This is a genomic window from uncultured Duncaniella sp., from assembly GCF_910577345.1.
Classification (GTDB): Bacteria; Bacteroidota; Bacteroidia; order Bacteroidales; family Muribaculaceae; genus Duncaniella.
The window spans coordinates 1-20,434 of sequence record NZ_CAJTMT010000034.1; the positions used below are offsets into that span (position 1 = coordinate 1).

18 protein-coding genes and 1 pseudogene are annotated in these 20,434 nt (G+C 50.1%); 9 read left to right on the forward strand and 10 right to left on the reverse strand.

Features of this window, described 5'->3' with window-relative positions:
• Positions 1 to 525 precede the first annotated feature (525 nt).
• The 8 genes and pseudogenes from recF to QZ310_RS11755 all read left to right on the forward strand — a co-directional run.
• A complete protein-coding gene (recF, locus tag QZ310_RS11720) occupies positions 526 to 1,629 on the forward strand; it encodes a DNA replication/repair protein RecF (protein WP_297073026.1) in 1,104 nt (367 codons plus the stop codon).
• Positions 1,626 to 1,916 (forward strand): DUF721 domain-containing protein, encoded by a 291-nt coding sequence (locus tag QZ310_RS11725; RefSeq protein ID WP_297073028.1) that lies wholly within the window; start codon positions 1,626 to 1,628, stop codon positions 1,914 to 1,916. The genes recF and QZ310_RS11725 overlap by 4 nt, the downstream gene beginning before the upstream one ends.
• Before the next feature lie 90 nt (positions 1,917 to 2,006).
• Entirely contained in the window at positions 2,007 to 2,465 is a 459-nt protein-coding gene (locus QZ310_RS11730) for a thioesterase family protein (protein ID WP_297073030.1), read from the forward strand.
• Between the two features lie 214 nt (positions 2,466 to 2,679).
• Complete coding sequence (locus QZ310_RS11735; RefSeq protein ID WP_297073031.1) at positions 2,680 to 4,068, forward strand: rRNA cytosine-C5-methyltransferase; 1,389 nt, start codon at positions 2,680 to 2,682, stop codon at positions 4,066 to 4,068.
• A gap of 44 nt (positions 4,069 to 4,112) precedes the next feature.
• Positions 4,113 to 4,796 (forward strand): tRNA (guanosine(37)-N1)-methyltransferase TrmD, encoded by a 684-nt coding sequence (gene trmD / locus QZ310_RS11740; protein ID WP_297073033.1) that lies wholly within the window; start codon positions 4,113 to 4,115, stop codon positions 4,794 to 4,796.
• Positions 4,797 to 4,875: 79 nt separating this feature from the next.
• The gene (locus tag QZ310_RS11745; RefSeq protein ID WP_297073035.1) at positions 4,876 to 5,049 is read left to right on the forward strand and encodes a hypothetical protein; all 174 of its coding nucleotides are present in this window, start codon (positions 4,876 to 4,878) and stop codon (positions 5,047 to 5,049) included.
• Positions 5,050 to 5,054: 5 nt separating this feature from the next.
• Positions 5,055 to 5,660, forward strand: coding sequence for a GNAT family N-acetyltransferase (locus QZ310_RS11750; RefSeq protein WP_297073037.1), 606 nt, complete (start codon positions 5,055 to 5,057; stop codon positions 5,658 to 5,660).
• A 96-nt stretch (positions 5,661 to 5,756) separates the two neighbouring features.
• Positions 5,757 to 6,650: pseudogene (locus tag QZ310_RS11755) on the forward strand (pectinesterase family protein); the annotation flags it as partial.
• A 90-nt stretch (positions 6,651 to 6,740) separates the two neighbouring features.
• Here QZ310_RS11755 and QZ310_RS11760 read toward each other — a convergent pair.
• From QZ310_RS11760 to QZ310_RS11805, 10 genes are all read right to left on the reverse strand, one after another.
• Positions 6,741 to 8,120, reverse strand: coding sequence for a hypothetical protein (locus QZ310_RS11760; RefSeq protein ID WP_297073039.1), 1,380 nt, complete (start codon positions 8,118 to 8,120; stop codon positions 6,741 to 6,743).
• A 124-nt stretch (positions 8,121 to 8,244) separates the two neighbouring features.
• Positions 8,245 to 8,460 carry a DUF2442 domain-containing protein gene (locus tag QZ310_RS11765; RefSeq protein WP_297073041.1) on the reverse strand — a complete coding sequence of 72 codons (216 nt, stop codon included), beginning with the start codon at positions 8,458 to 8,460 and terminating at the stop codon, positions 8,245 to 8,247.
• Entirely contained in the window at positions 8,457 to 8,699 is a 243-nt protein-coding gene (locus QZ310_RS11770; protein WP_297073042.1) for a DUF4160 domain-containing protein, read from the reverse strand. Before QZ310_RS11770 ends, QZ310_RS11765 begins: the two co-directional genes overlap by 4 nt.
• Positions 8,700 to 9,053: 354 nt before the next feature.
• Positions 9,054 to 11,828, reverse strand: coding sequence for a leucine--tRNA ligase (gene leuS / locus QZ310_RS11775; protein ID WP_297073044.1), 2,775 nt, complete (start codon positions 11,826 to 11,828; stop codon positions 9,054 to 9,056).
• A 196-nt stretch (positions 11,829 to 12,024) separates the two neighbouring features.
• Entirely contained in the window at positions 12,025 to 12,990 is a 966-nt protein-coding gene (nadA, locus tag QZ310_RS11780) for a quinolinate synthase NadA (RefSeq protein WP_297073046.1), read from the reverse strand.
• Positions 12,991 to 13,500: 510 nt separating this feature from the next.
• The gene (locus QZ310_RS11785) at positions 13,501 to 14,397 is read right to left on the reverse strand and encodes a hypothetical protein (RefSeq protein ID WP_297073048.1); all 897 of its coding nucleotides are present in this window, start codon (positions 14,395 to 14,397) and stop codon (positions 13,501 to 13,503) included.
• A 350-nt stretch (positions 14,398 to 14,747) separates the two neighbouring features.
• On the reverse strand, positions 14,748 to 16,136 hold the full coding sequence (locus tag QZ310_RS11790; RefSeq protein ID WP_297073050.1) for an alkaline phosphatase: 1,389 nt from the start codon (positions 16,134 to 16,136) through the stop codon (positions 14,748 to 14,750).
• Between the two features lie 299 nt (positions 16,137 to 16,435).
• Positions 16,436 to 17,947 (reverse strand): GH3 auxin-responsive promoter family protein, encoded by a 1,512-nt coding sequence (locus QZ310_RS11795; RefSeq protein WP_297073052.1) that lies wholly within the window; start codon positions 17,945 to 17,947, stop codon positions 16,436 to 16,438.
• Positions 17,948 to 18,061: 114 nt separating this feature from the next.
• Positions 18,062 to 18,763 carry a DUF4919 domain-containing protein gene (locus tag QZ310_RS11800; RefSeq protein ID WP_297073054.1) on the reverse strand — a complete coding sequence of 234 codons (702 nt, stop codon included), beginning with the start codon at positions 18,761 to 18,763 and terminating at the stop codon, positions 18,062 to 18,064.
• 15 nt (positions 18,764 to 18,778) lie between these two features.
• Complete coding sequence (locus QZ310_RS11805) at positions 18,779 to 19,312, reverse strand: hypothetical protein (RefSeq protein ID WP_297073056.1); 534 nt, start codon at positions 19,310 to 19,312, stop codon at positions 18,779 to 18,781.
• A 285-nt stretch (positions 19,313 to 19,597) separates the two neighbouring features.
• Here QZ310_RS11805 and QZ310_RS11810 point away from each other — a divergent pair, with 285 nt between their 5' ends.
• Positions 19,598 to 20,431: an AAA family ATPase gene (locus QZ310_RS11810; RefSeq protein WP_297073058.1), complete on the forward strand. Its 834-nt coding sequence runs from the start codon at positions 19,598 to 19,600 to the stop codon at positions 20,429 to 20,431.
• The last annotated feature ends 3 nt before the right edge of the window (positions 20,432 to 20,434 follow it).

A 20,434-nucleotide genomic window follows, 5' to 3' on the forward strand; every position in this document is an offset into this window, starting at 1 on the left:
TTTCAAAGCGTCCGCAACAGCATACAAATGGATTTGGAAAATATGATGCAAATGACAAATGAATTTCGGAAACATACCGCAAATTAAAAATCAAATAACAAATGGATTTTTCGGAAACATCTCGCAGACCGACCACGGATGTTCAATTTACCCACGGATTTTCAATTTCGGGATCCGGGCATTTCAAATTCCGGATTTCCCTGCATTTCCAATTCCGGTTTCCGTGCATTTTCAACCCGTATGCTGTTGCGGACGCTTTGAAAAGCGTCCCTACCGGCCATCCCCATTACCGGGGCGCCCAAATATCGGCTATCCCAACTACCCCGCGTATCCCCCTATACCTATTAGGCTTATTAGCCCTATTAGCCTTATTAGCCCTATCCCTCCCCACCCTCATCCGGCATACGCGCTACAGCGCGTCCCTACACCCCCCAAAACCCAAAACTAAAAACTCACAACTCACAACCACTCAAATCCTCCCCCTCATTTTGCCATCACACGGAAATTGAGTATTTTTGTGGCATTATGAGGCTGGTGGAACTTTCACTTACAAATTTCAAGAACATCCCGGAAGCTCGGCTCGAGTTTTCGGGCAAAGTCAACTGCTTTCTCGGCAACAACGGCATGGGCAAAAGCAACATGCTCGACGCCATATACTTCCTGAGCTTCTGCAAAAGCTTCTCGCGGATGCCCGACAAAATGCTCCTGCGCCGTGGCGAAGACTTCGCAATAGCCAAGGGCCGCTACGTCCGCAAAGGCATAGACGAAGAACTCACCCTCGGCATGTCGGCCACACGCCGCAAGACCCTCAAACGCGGAGGCAAGGAATATGACCGCCTCAGCTCCCATATCGGCAGCTTCCCACTGGTCATGGTAGCACCCCAGGACATCGACCTCATCCGCGAGAGCGGCGAGGAACGCCGCCACTGGATGGACGTGGTCATCTCGCAGAGCGACCCCGTCTATCTCGACAACCTCATCCGCTACACCCGCGCCCTCGAACAGCGCAACCGCCTCCTCCGCGAAGGCTCCGTGGATGCCAACCTCTATGCAGCCGTCGAGATAGTCCTGGACATGTCGGCAACCTACATCCACTCAGTCCGGAAAGCAAAAATAGCCGAACTCACCGTCATCTTCGACCGTTACTACAAAGCCATCGCAGGCCCCGGCGAGACCGTCACCCTCAGCTACCAGAGCGGTCTCAACCGCGATGGAAGCACCATGCAGAGCCTCCTCGACGAAGCCCGCAGACACGACGAGATTGTCAAACACACCTCCGTCGGCATACACCGCGACGACATCGGCATGGAACTCGACGGAATGCCCATGCGCCGTACAGGATCGCAGGGCCAGTGCAAGACATTCACAATCGCCCTCCGACTCGCGCAATACGACTTCCTCCACAGCGCAACCGGAATCCGTCCGCTCCTCCTCCTCGACGACATCTTCGACAAACTCGACTCCTCCCGCGTGGAGCGCATCATGGAGCTGGTCACCTCCGACTCCTTCGGCCAGATCTTCATCACCGACACCAACCGCAAGCATCTCGACGAAATCATGAAGCGCACGGGCGGCGACTACCGCATGTGGCAGGTCGAGGACGGAATCTTCACACCGACAGAATCATGAAGCGCACCTATCCCAAACATATAGCCGGAATCATCGACGAGGCAATGGCCCGCGCCGGACTCACCGACTCGCTCAACGAGCAGCGCGCCGCCGCCGCATGGATTGACGTGGTCGGCCCCGGAATCAACCGCTACACGACCCGCCGCTATGTGGACCACGGTGTCCTCCACGTCTACATGACCTCGGCACCCCTCAAAAACGAACTCTCCTTCAACCGCGACCGCATCATCACCGCCATCAACCGCATGGTCGGCGCGGAAGTAATCAACGACGTTCAGTTTCACTGACCGGACAGCCCGCCCCCACCGCAACTCTCTGCGTCGGGGGGACGGACACAAGCGTCCGGAATTCATTAATATAGAAATAATTCCATAGAAATGAGCACAAACCGTTGCGAAGCAGGAATCGACACCTTCCGCCATCATCTCCCGCTCCAGATGAGGTTCAACGACATCGACCTGCTCGGACATCTCAACAACAGCGTCTACCTCACCTTCATGGATCTCGCCAAGGCCCGTTACTTCGAGGAAGTCAACGGAGGCCCGGTGGACATCCGCACGATGGGTGTGGTGATTGTCAACATCAACGCCAACTTCTGCATCCCGACTTTCTTCCACGAGCAGATAGAAGCCGAGACAGCCGTCGTGGCCATCGGCGAGAAGAGCATCACCCTCGAACAGCGCATCTATTCCGTGCCTGACCGTCAGGTGAAATGCTCCTGCCGCACCGTCATGGCAGGCTTCGACATCCGGACCAACACCTCAATCCCCATCTCGGAAGAGTGGGTGAAAAAATTCGAAGCCTACGAAGGCCGCAAACTCCAAAAAACCAAATAGGAAAGGCATTTGCTGAGAAGGGTACATAAGGACATAAGGTCAGAAGGGACATAAGTTTTTTATTTAATTTAATCTCAAATATTTTTCAGATATAATAATTTCTTTTAAGAATTAATCTTTAAAAAAATTAATCTTTTGTCCCTTCTGACCTTATGTCTTTATGTACCCTTCCATCCCTCCCTCCTATCATTTTTAGCTTGTTAATTATTTTGTAATGGCATTGCGTCAACTTCCCGAGGAATTCCTCACCATGCTCTCCGAGACAGGCCTGGAGGAGCTTCAGACAGCTCTTGCAGAGGGCGAGCCTTGCACATCCCTCCGCCTCAACCGGCGCAAAACGGCCCCCGGCACCCAACCCGCATGGGCCGCCACGGCAGTACCCTGGTGTGACGGCGGATTCTATCTCGACCGGCGCCCCCGCTTCACCTTTGACCCCATGCTCCATCAGGGATGCTATTATGTGCAGGAAGCCTCCTCCATGTTCCACTCCCACGTCGTCAGGCAACTGACCGCCGGAGCATCAGGCCCGCTGCGCGTCCTCGACTCCTGCGCCGCACCCGGAGGCAAGACCACAGCCGTCATCGACTCCCTCCCCGACGGATCGCTCATGGTGGCAAACGAATATGTCCCCTCACGCGCCGCAATTCTCCGCGAGAACATCATCAAGTGGGGCTACCCCTCGGCAGTGGTCACCCGTGGCGACACAGCCGCTTTCCGTCATCTTAAAGATAGCTTCGACCTCATAATCGCCGATGTTCCCTGCTCAGGCGAGGGAATGATGCGCAAGGATGAGGATGCCGTCAGCCAATGGTCGCGCGGACTCATCCGCGAATGTGCTGAGCGGCAGTGGGAAATCGTCGGCAACCTCTGGCCAGCGCTCAAACCCGGGGGCTGCCTCATCTACAGCACCTGCACCTTCAACCGCACCGAAAACGAGGAGATGGTAGGCCGCATCATCAGCGAACTCGGAGGTGAAAGCGTCGGGATAGACATAAATCCGGATTGGGGAATAGCTCCCGGAATCGACACCTCCGCCCGTTGCTACCGTTTCCTCCCCGGAAGGGTGCGTGGCGAAGGGCTTTTCGTCGCCGTCATCCGCAAATCGGGTGAACCGCGTCCCGAAAAATCCTCATCCAAAGCCAAAAAGGATAAAGGGAAGAAGAGCAAACCCATCCCGCAGCTCGCAGAAGCCGCATCGTGGCTCCCCGATGGATTGAAAGAGGACTTCGAGGTCTATGCAGAGGATGACCGCATCAGCGCCTTCCCGGCAATCCATGTGCCCATGCTCAAAAAAATCAAGAATGAGCTTGACGTAATCCACGAAGGCATCCTCATCGGCACCGTAAAGGGCAAAGATCTCATCCCCTCGCAGTCACTCGCCATGCTCACCCCCTCCACCGACCGTTTCCCGACCCACGGATTGAGCGAGGATGAGGCCATAGCCTACCTCTCCGGCGATGCCGTCATCCTCCCCTCCGATATGCCGCGAGGCTACGTCATGCTCACCTACCTTGACCGTCCCCTCGGCTTCGTGAAAAACATCGGAAACCGCTCCAACAACCTCTACCCCTCCCCCTGGCGCATAAAGACAAAGCCCAACTGACAACTCAAAACTCAAAACTCACAACTGACAACTCACAACTCAAAATGCGAATCGACATACTCACTGTACTCCCCGAAATGATTGAATCGCCCCTCAACTGCTCGATACTGAAACGCGCGCAGGACAAGGGCCTTGCAGAAATCGTGGTCCACAACCTCCGCGAATACACCACCAACAAGCACCGCAAAGTCGACGACTACCCCTTCGGAGGCGAAGCCGGAATGGTCATGCAGATCGAACCCGTGGACCGCGCCATAGCCGACCTGAAATCGCAGCGCGATTACGATGAAGTAATCTTCACCTCCCCCGACGGCGAACAGTTTGACCAACCGATGGCCAACTCCCTCTCCCTCGCCCAGAATCTCATCATCCTCTGCGGCCACTACAAAGGTATCGACTACCGCATCCGCGAACACCTCATCACCAAGGAAATCTCCATCGGCGACTACGTCCTCACCGGTGGTGAGATTCCCGCCGTGGTCATCGCCGACGCGATCGTGCGCCTCATCCCCGGAGCCATCGGCGACGAACAGAGCGCCCTCAGCGACTCCTTTCAGGACAACCTTCTCGCTCCCCCCGTCTACACCCGTCCCGCTGAATACAAAGGCTGGCGCGTGCCCGACATCCTCCTCTCCGGTCACAAAGCCAAAATCGACGACTGGAAACACGAACAGGCCCTCACCCGCACCCGCCTTCTCCGCCCCGACCTCCTCAAAGGAATGGAATAGAAATTATTAACAATCATACAATTGCGATATTTGTTATAATTTTATATCTTTGTATAAATTAAAATATCATAATATGGCAATGACAATCAAGACATCCCCTGAACTTTGGGGAGAAGATGCCCGAATCTTTATGGAAGAAGCGGAACATAACGGGAAACTGCCTACGCCTAAACTCTCGGATGCACAGCGAAAAATACTCACCACAATGTTGGACAGTGCTAAAAATATTATTTTCCCACCGCATAAAGGCTGAATCAAATGGCAGGCTTCATTTTCGTTGAAAAAACTTTTATGGTTCCTTATACGAAAGAGGTTGCAGATTTCTGTGACCCCTTTTCGTGTGGTGACGATGATCTGGACGACTTCTTCAGCAAGGACGTATTTCTTTACGAAAGTGAATTACTTGGAAAAAGCTATTGTTGGATAAATCGCGACAATCCTCATGAAATAGTAGCAATCGCTACACTTTCATACGACGGAATAAAAACATATACGTTAGATAATCCCTCCAAGAATGCCTTACAACGTAAGATTCCTCAACAAAAACGCCATCGGAGTTATCCGGCAGTGTTGATAGGAAGACTTGGAGTTAATAAAAAATTCCAAGGCCACGGACTGAAAGCCGGTTCGCAACTCATGGACGCACTTAAATATTGGTTCATTGATGAGAACAACAAAGCTGCTTGCCGGTATATGCTCGTGGATGCATATAATAGTGAACCTACAATCAACTATTATACTAAGAATGGCTTCAAACCGCTATATAAGACTGAATTAGGCGAAAAAGAAGCTTTCGGAATACCGCACGATACGCCTCTTAAAAGTCGTATATATTTTTTTGATCTCAAATTAATTACAACTTAAAAATACCATCAGACCAACCTTTCATCAACCATGCTGAAAAAGTATTTTTTATTGCTGACGCTGCTCCTAACTATGATTTCTGCCTCGGCGGAGGAGCGCAAATATGATTTCGTTGTGGCGCAGGACGGAAGCGGTGATTTCACCACCGTTCAGGAGGCCATCAATGCCGTCCCTGACTTCCGTAAGGCCAACCGCACCAATATCCTTGTCAAGAAGGGCACTTATAAGGAAAAACTTATCATTCCCGAATGTAAAATACAGGTCTCGCTCATCGGCGAGGACGGCGCGGTGATAACCTACGATGACTATGCATCGAAACTGAACCGTTTCGGAGAGGAAAAATCCACTTCCGGTTCGGCTTCATGCTACATCTATGCCCCCGATTTCATAGCCGAGAATATCACCTTTGAAAACAGCGCAGGTCCCGTCGGACAGGCCGTGGCCTGTTTTGTAAGCGGCGACCGTGCCATCTTCCGCAACTGCCGTTTCCTCGGCTGTCAGGACACCCTCTACACCTACGGCTACCCCTCGCGCCAATACTATGAGGATTGCTACATCGAAGGCACCGTGGATTTCATTTTCGGCAAGTCTACAGCCGTTTTCAACCGCTGCAACATCCACAGCCGTGGAAATGGCTATGTGACCGCTCCGGCAACCCCCGAAGGGAGCAAATATGGCTATGTTTTCCATGATTGCAAGCTGACGGGAGCCGACGGTGTGAAGAATGTGCCTCTCTCACGTCCCTGGCGACCTTACGCACAGGCTATTTTCATCAACTGCGACCTCGGCAAGCATATCTCTCCTGCCGGATGGGACAACTGGGGACGCGAATCAAATGAAAAGACCGTCACCTACGGCGAATACAACAGCAAAGGCCCCGGCGCAAATCCATCCGCCCGCGTCCCCTACTCACGCCAGATCACCGACCCCACCCCCTACGCAATAAGCACCGTCCTCTCCGGCGACGATGGCTGGAATCCGGTGAGGTAAGATATAAATTCCATAAAGAATAAGGACAAAGATAACTGATTAATCTGATGATGTTCAATTATCTTTGTCCTTATCTTTTTATTTAGACATTTATTTTATCAATGTAATGCCATTTGTCCAATCATAGCGGAAGTCTATCCATTCTGTCTCTATATAATTTCCTCGAGAGGTAATATAAATCCTAAGTTTAAATGAATTTGTTCCTACTGTCCATGTATCAAAATTCCATTTATCAGTCCAATTATAATCCCACTCACTTAACTCGTTTTTATATATATAAGATGGGGTCTCCCCTTTTCCGCTATAGTAAAACTCCGGTTCGTTTTTAAATATGGAAGTACTGCCATAAAAATATTTGACATCTTTCCATTCTAATTTTAAAGCAGGATATATAATGCCTCCAGATACCACAGGATCAAAATAAGGAGAGAATAAATTATAGACACTTAAAACTTTTATTCCAGGATTTCCTGTGGTAAATTCACCCTTAAAGAAATCAGCATCGACGTATGAATCAGCGTTTTTATTTCCATACGAGAATACCAAATCACCATGGTCATTGGAATTTTTATATTTATAGAAAGTTTTATAGTAATAAGTAGTATTTGGTTCAAGATTGTCAAATTCTACACGGAAATTCTTTTCTGTTGCATAAACGCATCTCTCAAAATTATCCAATGAAAGATTAGATGGATTCTTTGATAAAATAATACCCCACTCACCTTTTTCCTTAAAGTGGTCAGACGCACAATATATGCCTCCGCCAACCACAGCTGAGGTACCGAATACCTCTGTAGCTGTACGCTCTGTGCGGACTGATATAGCATATTTTATCGGGTCATAAGTGACAATCTTGACTTTGGTAGCATATTGTGTAAAGCAATAAATTATATCGTTTGTCTCCTCGTTTTCCGTGCGACATAAATCCAACTTATCAAGGATAGATTCTACATTCTCATAATAGTAGAACGGAGAGATCTTATCAAGATTTTTCTTTAAAGTGCGCAATTGAGATGTAGTATAACCATCTCCAGCTTCAAGAATAGCATCAAGGGCTTTCACTACCTTATGAACCTTATCATCTCTGTTGACAAAAGAAATAGTTGTGAACTTGCTCGATGAACCACTCTTTGAAACACCTTGAATCTGAACCGGTATACTGTCCACATACTCTATTCCATCCGCAGAACTTTTTGAGAGTACTATGACACTATCGCCTACATTATCAAAATAATAAGTTCTGTCAGGAAAGCTTAATGATGTCGGGATACATGAGGTATCATCAGATGTAATCGCACAATCAAAATCATCCTCCGGATTCATAATCTGCATGTATAAGCTACTTTCACCGGCAGATGGATTTTTAGTCACAATAAAACCGTCCTTATCAAAGACAATACCTTCATCCCATTCTCCAATATTTTTCGTAATCTTGATGAGACCATCTTTAAGCACATTCTCAACTTTCATATCATCCGAATCATTGTCTGAATCACATGATTGAAATGAAAGAGAAGTCAAAGGCAGAACTATAAAAAGGCATAGAAATCTAAAAAGCAACTTCATGATGTAATTTTGATTGGTTTATAATTATTTATTCTTTGAAGAAGCCGTCAAATGAGAGGTCTTCGTCAATTTCTGGCCAATGTATACCGAAATGAGAGAGTGTATAGTTCTCACGCTGCTTCAATGAAGATGATTGGAAGCGCGAATAATCTGAAAAACGCTCACAGGCCTTACGGCCATCTGTTGTTTCAATCCAAATTTCCGCAGGCGTAAGCCATACACGAGATATGTCTGTCCGATTCATGATTTCTTATTCTTAAAATATTCATTCCATCGTTCTATTATAATACTTTCATTCTCTTCAATTAGAGATTCTATCATACGCAATTCATTTCTTTTGAATCCAAAATTTTCAATAAGTTCAAGAGGCATAACGTTAAATTTAGCCTCTGAATCACCTTTACCCACATGAATGTGTACAGGTTCGTGATCATTTGACCAAAAGAAAAATCTATAACCAAAAAGAATAAAAAGTGTAGGCATAAAATATAGGTTTTCTGCAAAGTTATAGATTTATGGCTAATTATCAAATAATTGGAAATAAAAACAGTTCCCATCAGCAATTTAGGATGCTGATGGGAACTGTTTTTTGGTTGTCAGTTGTGGGTTGTGAGGTTTCAGTTGTGAGTTTTGAGGTTTCAGTATTTGGTTAGATATTGGGGGGTATTTGGCATACGCGCTACAGCGCGTCCCTACAAAGGCATAGTATTAAAGTTGGCGGAATCAGTAAGCCAGTAAGCGGAGTATTATCTATACTCTATACTTTAACCTCTATACTAAATCTATAATCTATACTCTATACTTTAACCTCTATACTATAAACCACTAAACCAAGGCTCACCCTACGACGATATTGACAATCTTGTTGGGGACGACGATGATTTTCTTGACTGACTTACCTTCGAGCCACTTGGCTGAGGATTCGTGGGAAAGGGCCAATTTCTCGACTTCGTCCTTGGGCATATCGGCAGGTACCTGAATGGTGAAGCGGGCCTTACCGTTGAAGGAAACGGCATAATTGGCGGTGTTCTCCTTAAGGTACTCCTCATTCCACTCGGGCCACTTGGCATCGTTGACAGTGGTGTCGTGACCGAGAGCGGTGTGCCAAAGCTCTTCAGCAACGTGAGGAGCGAAGGGTGCGAGGACAATCACGAGGGGTTCGAGCACCTCACGGCTGTGGCATTTGAGCGATGAAAGCTCGTTGACACAAATCATGAAGGCAGCGACCGAAGTGTTGTAAGAGAATGTCTCGATGTCGCCTGTGACCTTCTTGATGAGCTTGTGGACAGCCTTAAGAGCCTCTGCAGAGGGCTTGGAATCGTCGACGAGACACTGGTCACCCTTATAGTAAAGACCCCAGAGCTTCTTGATGAAGCGGTTCACACCGTCGATACCGTTGGTGTCCCAAGGCTTGCTCTGCTCAATCGGGCCGAGGAACATCTCGTAGAGGCGGAGTGTGTCGGCACCGTAGCGCTCCACAATATCATCGGGATTGACGACATTGAACATCGACTTCGACATCTTCTCGACAGCCCAACCGCAGACATACTTGCCATCTTCAAGGATGAATTCTGCATCCTTGAACTCCGGACGCCATGCGCGGAAGGCATCGAGGTCGAGGACATCGTTGCTTACGCGGTTAACGTCGACACGGATGGGAGTGGTGTCATACCGGTCTTTAAGACCGAGAGAAACGAAGGTGTTGGTGTCCTTGATACGGTAGACGAAGTTGGTGCGACCCTGAATCATGCCCTGGTTGATGAGCTTCTTGAAAGGCTCCGGCTCAACGACATAACCGAGGTCATAGAGGAACTTGTTCCAGAAACGTGAGTAGATGAGGTGGCCGGTGGCATGTTCGGTACCGCCGATATAAAGGTCAACGTTGCGCCAGTATTCGTCTGCTTCCTTCGATACGAGAGCCTCGTTGTTGTCGGGATCCATGTAGCGGAGATAGTAGGCCGACGAGCCTGCGAAACCGGGCATGGTGTTAAGCTCGATGGGATAGCCTTCGGGAGTGACCCAGTTCTTGGCACGTCCCAGCGGGGGTTCGCCTGTCTCGGTGGGGAGATACTTGTCGACTTCGGGGAGAAGGAGGGGGAGGGATGACTCGTCCATGAGGTGGGGGATACCATCCTTATAATATACGGGGAAAGGCTCGCCCCAGTAGCGCTGACGGCTGAAGATGGCGTCGCGCAGACGGTAGTTGACCTTTACCTTACCGATACCCTTCTCGGCGATATATTTCTTGGTGGCGGCGATAGCCTCGGGAACTTCAAGACCATTGAGCGAGAAGTCGGCCGATGCGGAATTAATCATCTTGCCGCTCTTGGCCTCGAAGCACTCCTCAGACACATCGCAACCCTCGATGAGAGGAACGATGGGGAGGTCGAAGTGGCGGGCGAAGGCGTAGTCACGGCTATCGTGGGCAGGAACAGCCATGATGGCACCGGTTCCGTAGCCTGCGAGCACATAGTCGCTGATCCAGATGGGAATTTCCTTGCCGGTAAGGGGATTGACAGCATAGCTTCCGGTGAACACACCCGACACTTTCTTGTCGATCATGCGCTCACGTTCGGTCTTGTGCTTGATGCTTTCGAGATATTCGTCGACGGCCTTGCGCTGCTCGGGAGTGGTCACCTTGTCGACATATTCGCTCTCGGGAGCCATCACCATGAAGGTGACACCGAAGACGGTGTCGGCGCGGGTGGTGAATATCTCGAGTTCGATGTCGGAACCAACGATGGGGAAGCGCATTTCCGCACCCTCAGAGCGACCGATCCAGTTGCGCTGGGTCTCTTTGAGCGAGTCGGTCCAGTCGAGGTCATTGAGACCGTCGAGAAGACGCTGTGCGTAGGCCGAAACGCGGAGACACCACTGATACATCAGCTTCTGCTCCACTGGATAGCCGCCACGGATTGAAAGACCCTCGCTCACCTCATCATTGGCAAGCACGGTGCCGAGCTGAGGACACCAGTTCACCATAGTGTTGCCGAGATAGGCGATGCGATAGTTCATGAGGGTGTCGCTCTTCTCCTTCTCCGACATGGCCTTCCACTCATCAGCTGTGAAGTCGAGTTCCTCAGAGCAAGCGGCGTGGACACCCTTCGAACCTTCCTTCTCGAAGTCCTCGACGAGCTTGGAGATTGGCTGAGCCTTGTCAAGCTCAGTGTCGTAGTAGCTCTCCACCATCTTCATGAAGGCCCACTGTGTCCACTTGTAGAACTTGGGGTCGCATGTGCGCACCTCACGGTCCCAGTCATAGCAGAAACCGATGCGGTCGAGCTGCTGACGGTAGCGGGCGATGTTGTCGGTAGTGGTCTTCTCGGGATGCTGTCCGGTCTGGATGGCATACTGCTCGGCGGGGAGACCGTAGGCATCGTAGCCCATGGGGTGAAGGACGTTGAATCCACGCAGACGTTTGTAACGCGAGTAAATATCGGACGCGATGTAGCCTAAGGGGTGACCGACATGCAGACCCGCACCCGAGGGATAGGGGAACATGTCGAGCACATAGAATTTAGGACGCGTCGTGTCGAGGGCGGTCTTGTAGACCTTGTTGTCACGCCAGTAGTTCTGCCAGCGTGATTCGATGTCTTTATGATTATATTCCATGATTTCAGTTGGGGGTTGTCACGCGGATGCGTTATTGAACATTTGTAGGGACGCGCTGTAGCGCGTATGCCAAATTGAATTGGTTTATTTATGAATTTTCAGTTTTGAGTTCAGGGCGTTTTTTGTTTGTCAACCCATTTAAGGGATTACCACTTTCATCGGGCATACGCGCTACAGCGCGTCCCTACAAAACCTATTAGCTAAGCTTCAACATTCTCTCGATGGGGCGGCGGGCATCGTCGATGATTGCTTCGTCGACGTGGACTTCCGGCATCTCATAGCGGAGAGTGTTGTAAAGTTTTTCGAGTGTGTTGAGCTTCATGAACGAGCAATCGTTGCAGGCGCATGTCGAGTCGTTGGGAGGAGCGGGAATGAATTTTTTCTCCGGACAGCGACGACGCATCTCATGAAGAATTCCGCTCTCGGTGGCAACGATAAATTCATCGGCATCAGCCTCCACGGCGTATTCGAGAAGCACGGCTGTCGAACCGATTTTGTCGGCCACAAGACGGATGGGTTTCGGGCACTCGGGATGGACGAGAACCTTGGCCTCGGGATGCTCCTTTTTCAGTTCTAAAATCTTCTCGAGAGAGAACTGTTCGTGGACGTGGCAGGCACCGTCCCAGAGGAGCATTTCGCGACCCGTCTGCGAGTTGATGTAATTGCCCAAATTGCGGTCCGGACCGAAGATGATTTTCTCGTCGGCGGGGAGCGACGAAACAACCTTCATCGCGTTGCCGGAAGTGACCACAATGTCGGTGTGGGCCTTGACCGCAGCGGAGGTGTTGACGTAGCTGATGACGGTGTGATCCGGATGCTTTTCGACAAAGGTTTTGAACTCGTCGGCAGGGCAACTGTCGGCCAGCGAGCAGCCGGCGTTGAGGTCGGGGACGAGCACCTTTTTTCCGGGGCAGAGAACCTTCACGGTCTCACCCATGAAGTGGACTCCACACATCACGATTATGTCATTGTCGAGGGTCTCGGCAATCCGTGCGAGAGCGAGGGAATCACCGACGAAATCCGCGAGGTCCTGAATCTCGCCGACGGTGTAGTAGTGCGCGAGTATGGCTGCGTTCTTTTCCTCCTTGAGTTTTTTGATTTCAACAGCGAGGTCCAGACCGGCCTCTACCGGGACATCGACGAACCCTTTTTCAACATTCATTTATTTTATGTTTTTATTTTGTGGAAAAAATTTTTTTCAAAAAGCTCAATAAGTAGAAGTATATTGGATGTTAATAAGTGAAATAACTTTTCAGCCCTTTTCTTGCATTTTCGGGTTATTGATGTCGGGTTAACATTTTCATCATAGTTATTGACATATTAAGTGCCATGAATTCGACCACTTACTGATGTTATTAACATTGTGTTAATAAAGTGCAAAGTTAAAAACTTTTCATGTTATTTCCAACCGTTTTATGTTGAAAAGGGTATTGAAAACCGTTTGAGAGATTTATGATAACTTATTTTGAGGAAAGGGACTAAGTCATATAAACCGCAGGTGTTGAGATATGCAAGTCTAATCTTTAAAAAGTCATTGAAATCTTATTGACAGTTTTCAACATAGTTTTCAACAGTGTTAATAACTCTGTCCGGATGTTGAAATCAAGCTTTCCCGAGAGGCTTGACACGGAGCTTTCCGGCGCGCTTCTCGGCGTTGGCCAGACGGCGTCGGTCACGTCGGGTGAGGGCGGGACGGAGGGGGAATACGCCCGCTGATGAGGCTTGTCCGAACGGGAGATTTTTCTGCGGATTTCAGCTCTTCATCAGCTCCGGATTTCTGTATGTGAAAAGGGTGCTCCACCTCTTCGTCAACATTGATTGCCGACCTGCGCGAAGGGCAAATTTTCGTGGAGATCGAAGCGGTTTCCGGGGTGGAATTTTTGAGGGAAGACAGGGTTGTGGAGGTAGAGATTTTTGTGGTTTCGGATGAGGTTTCCGGTGAGTTTTCCGGGGTAGAATTTTGGTGAGAAGACAGGGTTGCAGAGGTAGAGATTTTTGTGGTTTCGGATGAGGTTTCCGGTGTGCTTTTCGGGGTGGAATTTTGGTGGGAAGATATGGTTGCTACATGGGCGATTTTACCCTGTCCCGATGAGGCTCGGGGAGCAGTTTTCGAGGTGGAATCCGATGCTGAAAAAGTTGTGGCGGAAGGGGGGATTTTTGCGGATTCGGAGTGGTGGTCGGAGCGGGATTCCGGGAGGTTTTCAATAGCGGTTCCACGGCGTTTTTCCGCCCTCTCCCTGGCACGTTCGGAGCGCGTGAGGGCACGGTCGATTTCGGGTAGAATGACTGCAAAAATGAGCTGGATTTCCTTGGGCTGCGATGGGAGATGAATTTTGTGTGTCCGGAGGTAGGTGTCGATCAGATCCATTGTCTGACGAGTGAATTTCTCGCTCTCCGGGAGGAGCAGTGACGTGACGATTACCCGCTCCAGAATGTCGGCATAAAACTTCTTGGAGACGGGGAGAGACGATGATTTCCGTGGGCCGGCAAATTTAAGGCAGATATTGTCGAAGGTTGAATCGGCTTTGCGTCGGGATGTCTTTGAGGCTGGAGAGAGGATTGAAGTCATGGTTGCGTAATTAATTTTGTTTCTGCAACAAAATTAATACGCAAAATCCCGTAAAAGGTGCGATAATGCAAATAATACTCCATCCGGAATGTATTTTCGGGAATGTGTTGGCATGGAAGGGTACATAATGACAAAATGGAAGCTATTTGCAGGAAGGGTACATAAGGACAAAAGGTCAGAAGGGACATAAGTTTTTTTATTTTATTTTAACGGCTGATTAGCTGATTGCGACAAAAAAAAGCGTTGCAATTCAATTAAAAAGCAGAATCGAAAAAATAAAAAACTTATGTCCCTTCTGACCTTTTGTCCTTATGTACCCTTCCTGCTAACACGAAAGGGTATTGAGGATTTTACTTGGAAGTGGCGATTTCGAGGATGCGTTTGGGGAGGTCGGTGTTGTCGTTGAACGAAGCGAACTTCTCAGCTCCTACGCCGATAGCATAGACAGGCACAAGACCGCCTGAGTGACCGTTGGTGGTCCATCCGAGGCCGGTGAAGCTGTCGAGGATGTTGAACACCTTGAGGGTGAACTGGTCGAAGCTGTTGTAGAGGGTTTTCTGGTCCGAACCGCTCTGGTGGACGATGCAGCGGTCAAATTCGGATTTGAGCATTGCAGTCTGTTCGGGTGTCACGGGGACGTTGGTCCAGAAGCCGAGTTTCTCTTTCAGGAATTCCTCCATATCGTCCCAACGGTAGGCACGGCGTGAGCGCGCAAGGCTGCGGCAATAGTCCGAGAATTCGTCCTTTGAGATTTTCTGATAGTCGTAGTAGTGGAGGTGGAGATCATAGCCTACGGCATTGTTTCCGAGGCCCATGCCACCTGTCTCGTGGTCAGCGGTGACAACGATAAGGGTTTCGTCGGGGTGAGCGAGATAGAAGTCGTAGGCAATCTTCAGGGCTTCGTTGAAGTTGAGGGTCTCCTTGATGATTGTACCGCCGTCGTTGGCATGGCCTGCATGGTCGATATTGCCACCTTCGACCATCATGAAGAAGCGGTCACGGCCATTGCGTTCAAGCTGAGTGAGACAGGCTTGTGTCATGACGGGAAGTGTGAGTGCGCCGGGGATTGAGTCGATGGTGTAGCCGATGTTTGAAGTGCGGTCCTCGAAAGGCGATAGCATGAGGACACGGCGCGAGGTGATGGTGTCGAAGCCTTCGGCACCGCGGATGACGCGGACATTGTTCTCGGCAAAGATGTCCATGAGGTCGGTCTTGTTGCCGTTTTTGTCCTTGGTTCCACGGAGGTTGGAACCACCGATGAAGTCGTAGCCACAAGCTGCTGCATCCTTGCCTATCTCATAGAACATACCGCGGTGGGGAACATGGGTGTAGAATGCTCCAGGAGTTGCGTCGTCGGGGTAGACTGAAGTGACGAGACCAACACCATAGCCATCGTCAAAGAGTGTTTTTGCTATGGATGTGACGGCTGTCGTGTCGGGAGTCACGCCGAGCATACCGTTTCGGGTCTTATAGCCTGTGGCGAGTGCGGTTCCGGCTGCTGCGGAGTCGGTGACAGGCGATGACGCTGAATATGTGGTCGATACGGAGTTAACGGGGAATTGCATCATGAGGATGGGCTCGTTGTTGCCGAGGACTGTGCGGTTGTAGGCTTCGGTGCCCATTACCTGTCCCATTCCCATACCGTCGCCGATATAGTAGAAGATGTATTTCGGAGATGCTGCGAAGAGCGATGCGCCGATGAGAAGTGAGGCGGCTGAAGTAAGAAATCTGTGTTTCATCAGGTGTTTTGAGTTTAGTTTTTGATTGGTTATGGCAAAGTTAGGAAATAAAATCGGAAGGGAGGCCGAGAGTTTTGCGCCATCTGGTTCAAATTTTTTCAAAAACGGTTCAAAGGGGGTGGGAGTTGTGAGTTTTTAGTTGTGAGTTGGGGGATACAGAAGAACAGACGGGCAGAAGTGACAGAAGTTTTTTAGTTGTGAGTTGTGGGGCTGTAGGGACGCGCTGTAGCGCGTATGCCGGATGACATACGATAAGGATAGTTTTGAGTTGTTAGTTGTGAGTTTTGAGTTGTTAGGTGTCAGTTGTTGAAGCGGAGGATTTCGTCCATCGGGTGGCGGGAGTTGGACAGGCGGGGCACTTTGCGCTGTCCGCCGAGCTTTCCTGTGGATGCAAGCCATGTGTCGAAAACTCCGGGACGCCCTTTGACTACCGTAAGCTGGTCGAGAAATATGCCGTGGCTGCGCTTGGCCTCGTAGTCGCTGTTTTCCTGCTGCAAGGCGAGGTCGAGACAGCGGGCGAACTCGTCGAGCGATGCGGGTTCGCGGTTAAATTCTATGAGCCATTCGTGGCGTCCACGGGAATGGTCGGAGGCGTAGACAGGTGCGGCGGTATAGTTGGCAATCTCACAATTGAGGTCGCGACACACTTTCGTCAGGGCTGCTTCAGCATTCTGAACCATCAGTTCCTCGCCGAAAGCGTTGATGTAGCTCTTGGTGCGTCCGGAAATGGTGATTTTCAGCGGGTCGACAGATTCGATGCGGACGGTGTCGCCGAGGGGATAGCGCCACAGACCGTTGCAAGAGGTGATGACCATAGCATAGACCTCCCCCTCTTCCACTTCCCAAGCAGGGATGATTTCGGGTCGGTCGCTGTCGGCTTCGTCGGCACGGATGAATTCGAAGAATGTCCCGCAGTCGAGCAAAAGCAGGAGCGAGGGGTCGCCGATGGCGTTCTGGAGTGCGAAGAAGCCTTCCGATGCGTTGTAACATTCGAGATAGCGCATCGAGGGTGAGGTGATGTGGCGGTACTGTTCGCGGTATGGGGCCATAGAGATACCTCCGTGGAAGAAAACTTCAAGGTTGGGCCATACGTCGTGGATTGTCGAGGCTCCTTTTTTGGCTATGATTTGTTTGAGGACGGTCATGAACCACGATGGGACACCTGAAATATTGGTAATGTTCTCGTCCATCGCGGCTTCGACAAGTGCCGGGAGTTTTACAGCCCAGTCTTCGAGAAGGGCCACTTTCTTTGAGGGTACGCGGAAGAGGTTGGCGATAGGGTTGATGCGGTCGATGAGGTTGGCCGAGAGGTCGCCTACCTTCACTGAGGGGGGCAGTGTAAGTTCGTTGGCGAAGCTGCCTCCGAGGATGAAGCTCTTGCCGGAAAATATGCGGCTGTCGGGGTAGAGGCTGAGATAGTGAGCCACGACATCGGCTCCTCCACGGTAGTGGGAGCGGTTGAATGATTCGCGTGTGACGGGGATGTATTTGCTTTTGCCGTCGGAGGTGCCGGATGATTGTGCAAAGTTGCGTGTCACACCCGGCCAAAGGAGGTCTTTCTCACCCGCTATCATTCTCATGACCCACGGGCGGAGGGAGGCGTAGGGGATGGTCGTGGGGAGCGCGCGGCGGTAGTCATCATAGTTTTTCACCGTGTCAAGTCCGTTTTCAGCGGCCCAGCGGGTGGAACGCAGGGCTTTGAGCAGACGGTCGAGCTCGTTGAGCTGGATTTCGCGTGTGTGACCGGTCCATGACCGTGAGACATTTACTCTATGACCGAACAAAGCGCGTGCGAAGGGTGTGAAATCCATGATGGAGTTGACGTTTGGTTTGATTCAAATGATGATTGTAATCTCGGAATCGATGACTGTAGATTGTCGGGTTTGCTGGCATTTCCCGGACCGGGAAGGGAGCTGAGAGAGGGCTCAGAGCTCGTCGGGGTGCTTGCGGTAGTATTCCTTCAGCAGTGGACCGATGTTGAAGTAGTAGCCCCCTTTGGATTTTCCTTCGGAGTCCTTGACGGTGATATATTCGTAAGATGGATCGTAGAAGACGTGGTCGGCTACGGTGTAGTCCATCATGTTGAGGAGGACATACTCATGTTGAGGCTCGATGACATACCATGCGTTCTCCTCATCCTCGCCGGTACCGGTCGAGACGATGGCCATGAGCAGATAGTTGAGCTTGTATTGCCAGATGTTGGCGAGGTTTGTCTTGCCTTTCTCGCGCAGTGCGTTGATGAGCATCACCATCTCGCCGAGATTGAAGGGGTTGTCGGCAAGGGCTTTCTCAGCGTAGGCTATCACGGAGTCGCATTCCTGACGAGTGAGTTTGTTTGAGCGGTTGAGGACGTTGTACTGGATGTCGCGCTGCGAGGAGCGGTAGGGGTTGTAGTCCTCCTGAAACATGTAGCCGAGGTAGAGATGGCGGTACTTGTCGATTTTCATCAGCGTGTCGTTGCGCTGGAATTCCTGCATGAGGCGGGGATAATAGTACTGGGAGCGCGTGTCGAGTGTCTCCTGACGGATTTTTTCGAGGTCGGGTTTCTCGCGTTTGAGCTTGTTGATCTGCGCAGAGGCAGTTGCTGTGAAGAGGAGGGCGAGTATGAAGGTGATTATCGGACGCATGGGAAAGATTATTGTTTAATTGAGAGGTGAGGGTACGGTTGGGTTGGATGAAAACGCGGCGATGAGCCACAGTAGAGCAGTGCCGACGATGGACATTGTGACCACAGCCGGCAGTCCTTTGGCACAAAGATAGTTTAAAAATTTGGAAGATGGAAATTCCATCACACTTCCTGCCGGCGTGCGGCTGTAGGCTATGCCTCCGAGGATGGCTCCGGCGACGGCACCTATTATCATCCATTCGTGGGAGATGGCGAGTCCGACGAATGTACCTGCAAGAGCTGCTCCGGCGATGTAGCCGACACCACGGCGCGAGGTGGAGATGTTCTTTGGCAGGAGATATTGAAGGATGAGAACGATGACGGTCGCGATTCCCCAGAAGATGAGGGGTGTTGAGGTGGCATGTACGGCGGTCAGCCCGATGCCTGCCAGTCCGGCGAAGGCTGCGAGGACTGCAAAAGTATTTGACATGAAAGTCAGTATGATGGAGGCGATGAGGAGTATCATGCTCACCACCATTATCGATATTATCAGGGTTGCTGAGGTTGCCATGTGGAAGTGCGGATTGGAAAAATTAGAATTTGCTGATTCGTGAGAGCCGGGAAATCCCGGGCTATAGATAAGGATGTTGTCGACTATCGTTGACGGAAACGTAGAGGGTTGAGGAAAAGTAGAGGGTTGAGAAAAAACATGAGTTCTTTCAATATTTTTAACGTCCTCCCCACCCCGATTGTTGCTTCCGCCCAATGGAAAGAGGAATGTTTTGATGTGATTTCTTCCCCTGGAATTGCATTTTGATGAAAAAAGGGTAACTTTGTAATTTCAAAGATGTTCATTATGGAAAATAGCAGATATATAGAAAATTTTCAGGTCCGTAAGATGTGGGGAAGAGTTAATCTCCATTGGGGTAACATCAACGAGGATGTGAATATTCTCGTCGGTATCAACGGCTCCGGAAAGACTACATTGCTGAATCTGATTTATGACTTTTACAACGGACAGAAGCCGAAAAAGAATTTGGTTGAGTTTGTTGGAGGTTCTGAAATCAGCAGTCCGGTCACATATATCCGTTCGTTTGATGTCCCGGCTGCAAGCAGGAAAAAGACCGAAAGTCTGCTGTTGCAGGAATTGAAACACACCATCAATCAGAATGGAGAAGGAACATCTTTTTTTGACTATCGGATGAAGATGCTGAATTTTCCTGAACAATCGTCGACGATAGAGAAGAGAATCGACAGATTCTTTGAACTTGTCAATTCGCTCTTCGAAGAAACCGGAAAGAAGATTGCCATTGATCCGCAAAACAATACTCTTGTGTTCTCTGTAAAGGGAACCGAGAAGTTACTGACGGTCGGTGGAAAGTTATTGACGGTCAACGATAAGTTTCTGACAGTCGGTGGCGATAAAGTACAGCTTGACCAGCTATCGTCGGGTGAGAAACAGATATTGCTGATATTGACCACTGTGTTCCTGCAGGAAGAGAGACCGAGTGTCCTGCTTATGGATGAGCCCGAAATTTCCTTGCATATTAGCTGGCAGGATAGGCTGATAGACCTTATCAGGGAACTTAATCCGAATTGCCAGTTGATTCTGACCACCCACTCGCCGAATATCTTTGCCAACGGATGGGAGGATAAGATTGTGTTCATGAATGACCTCGAATCCGATTAGGCT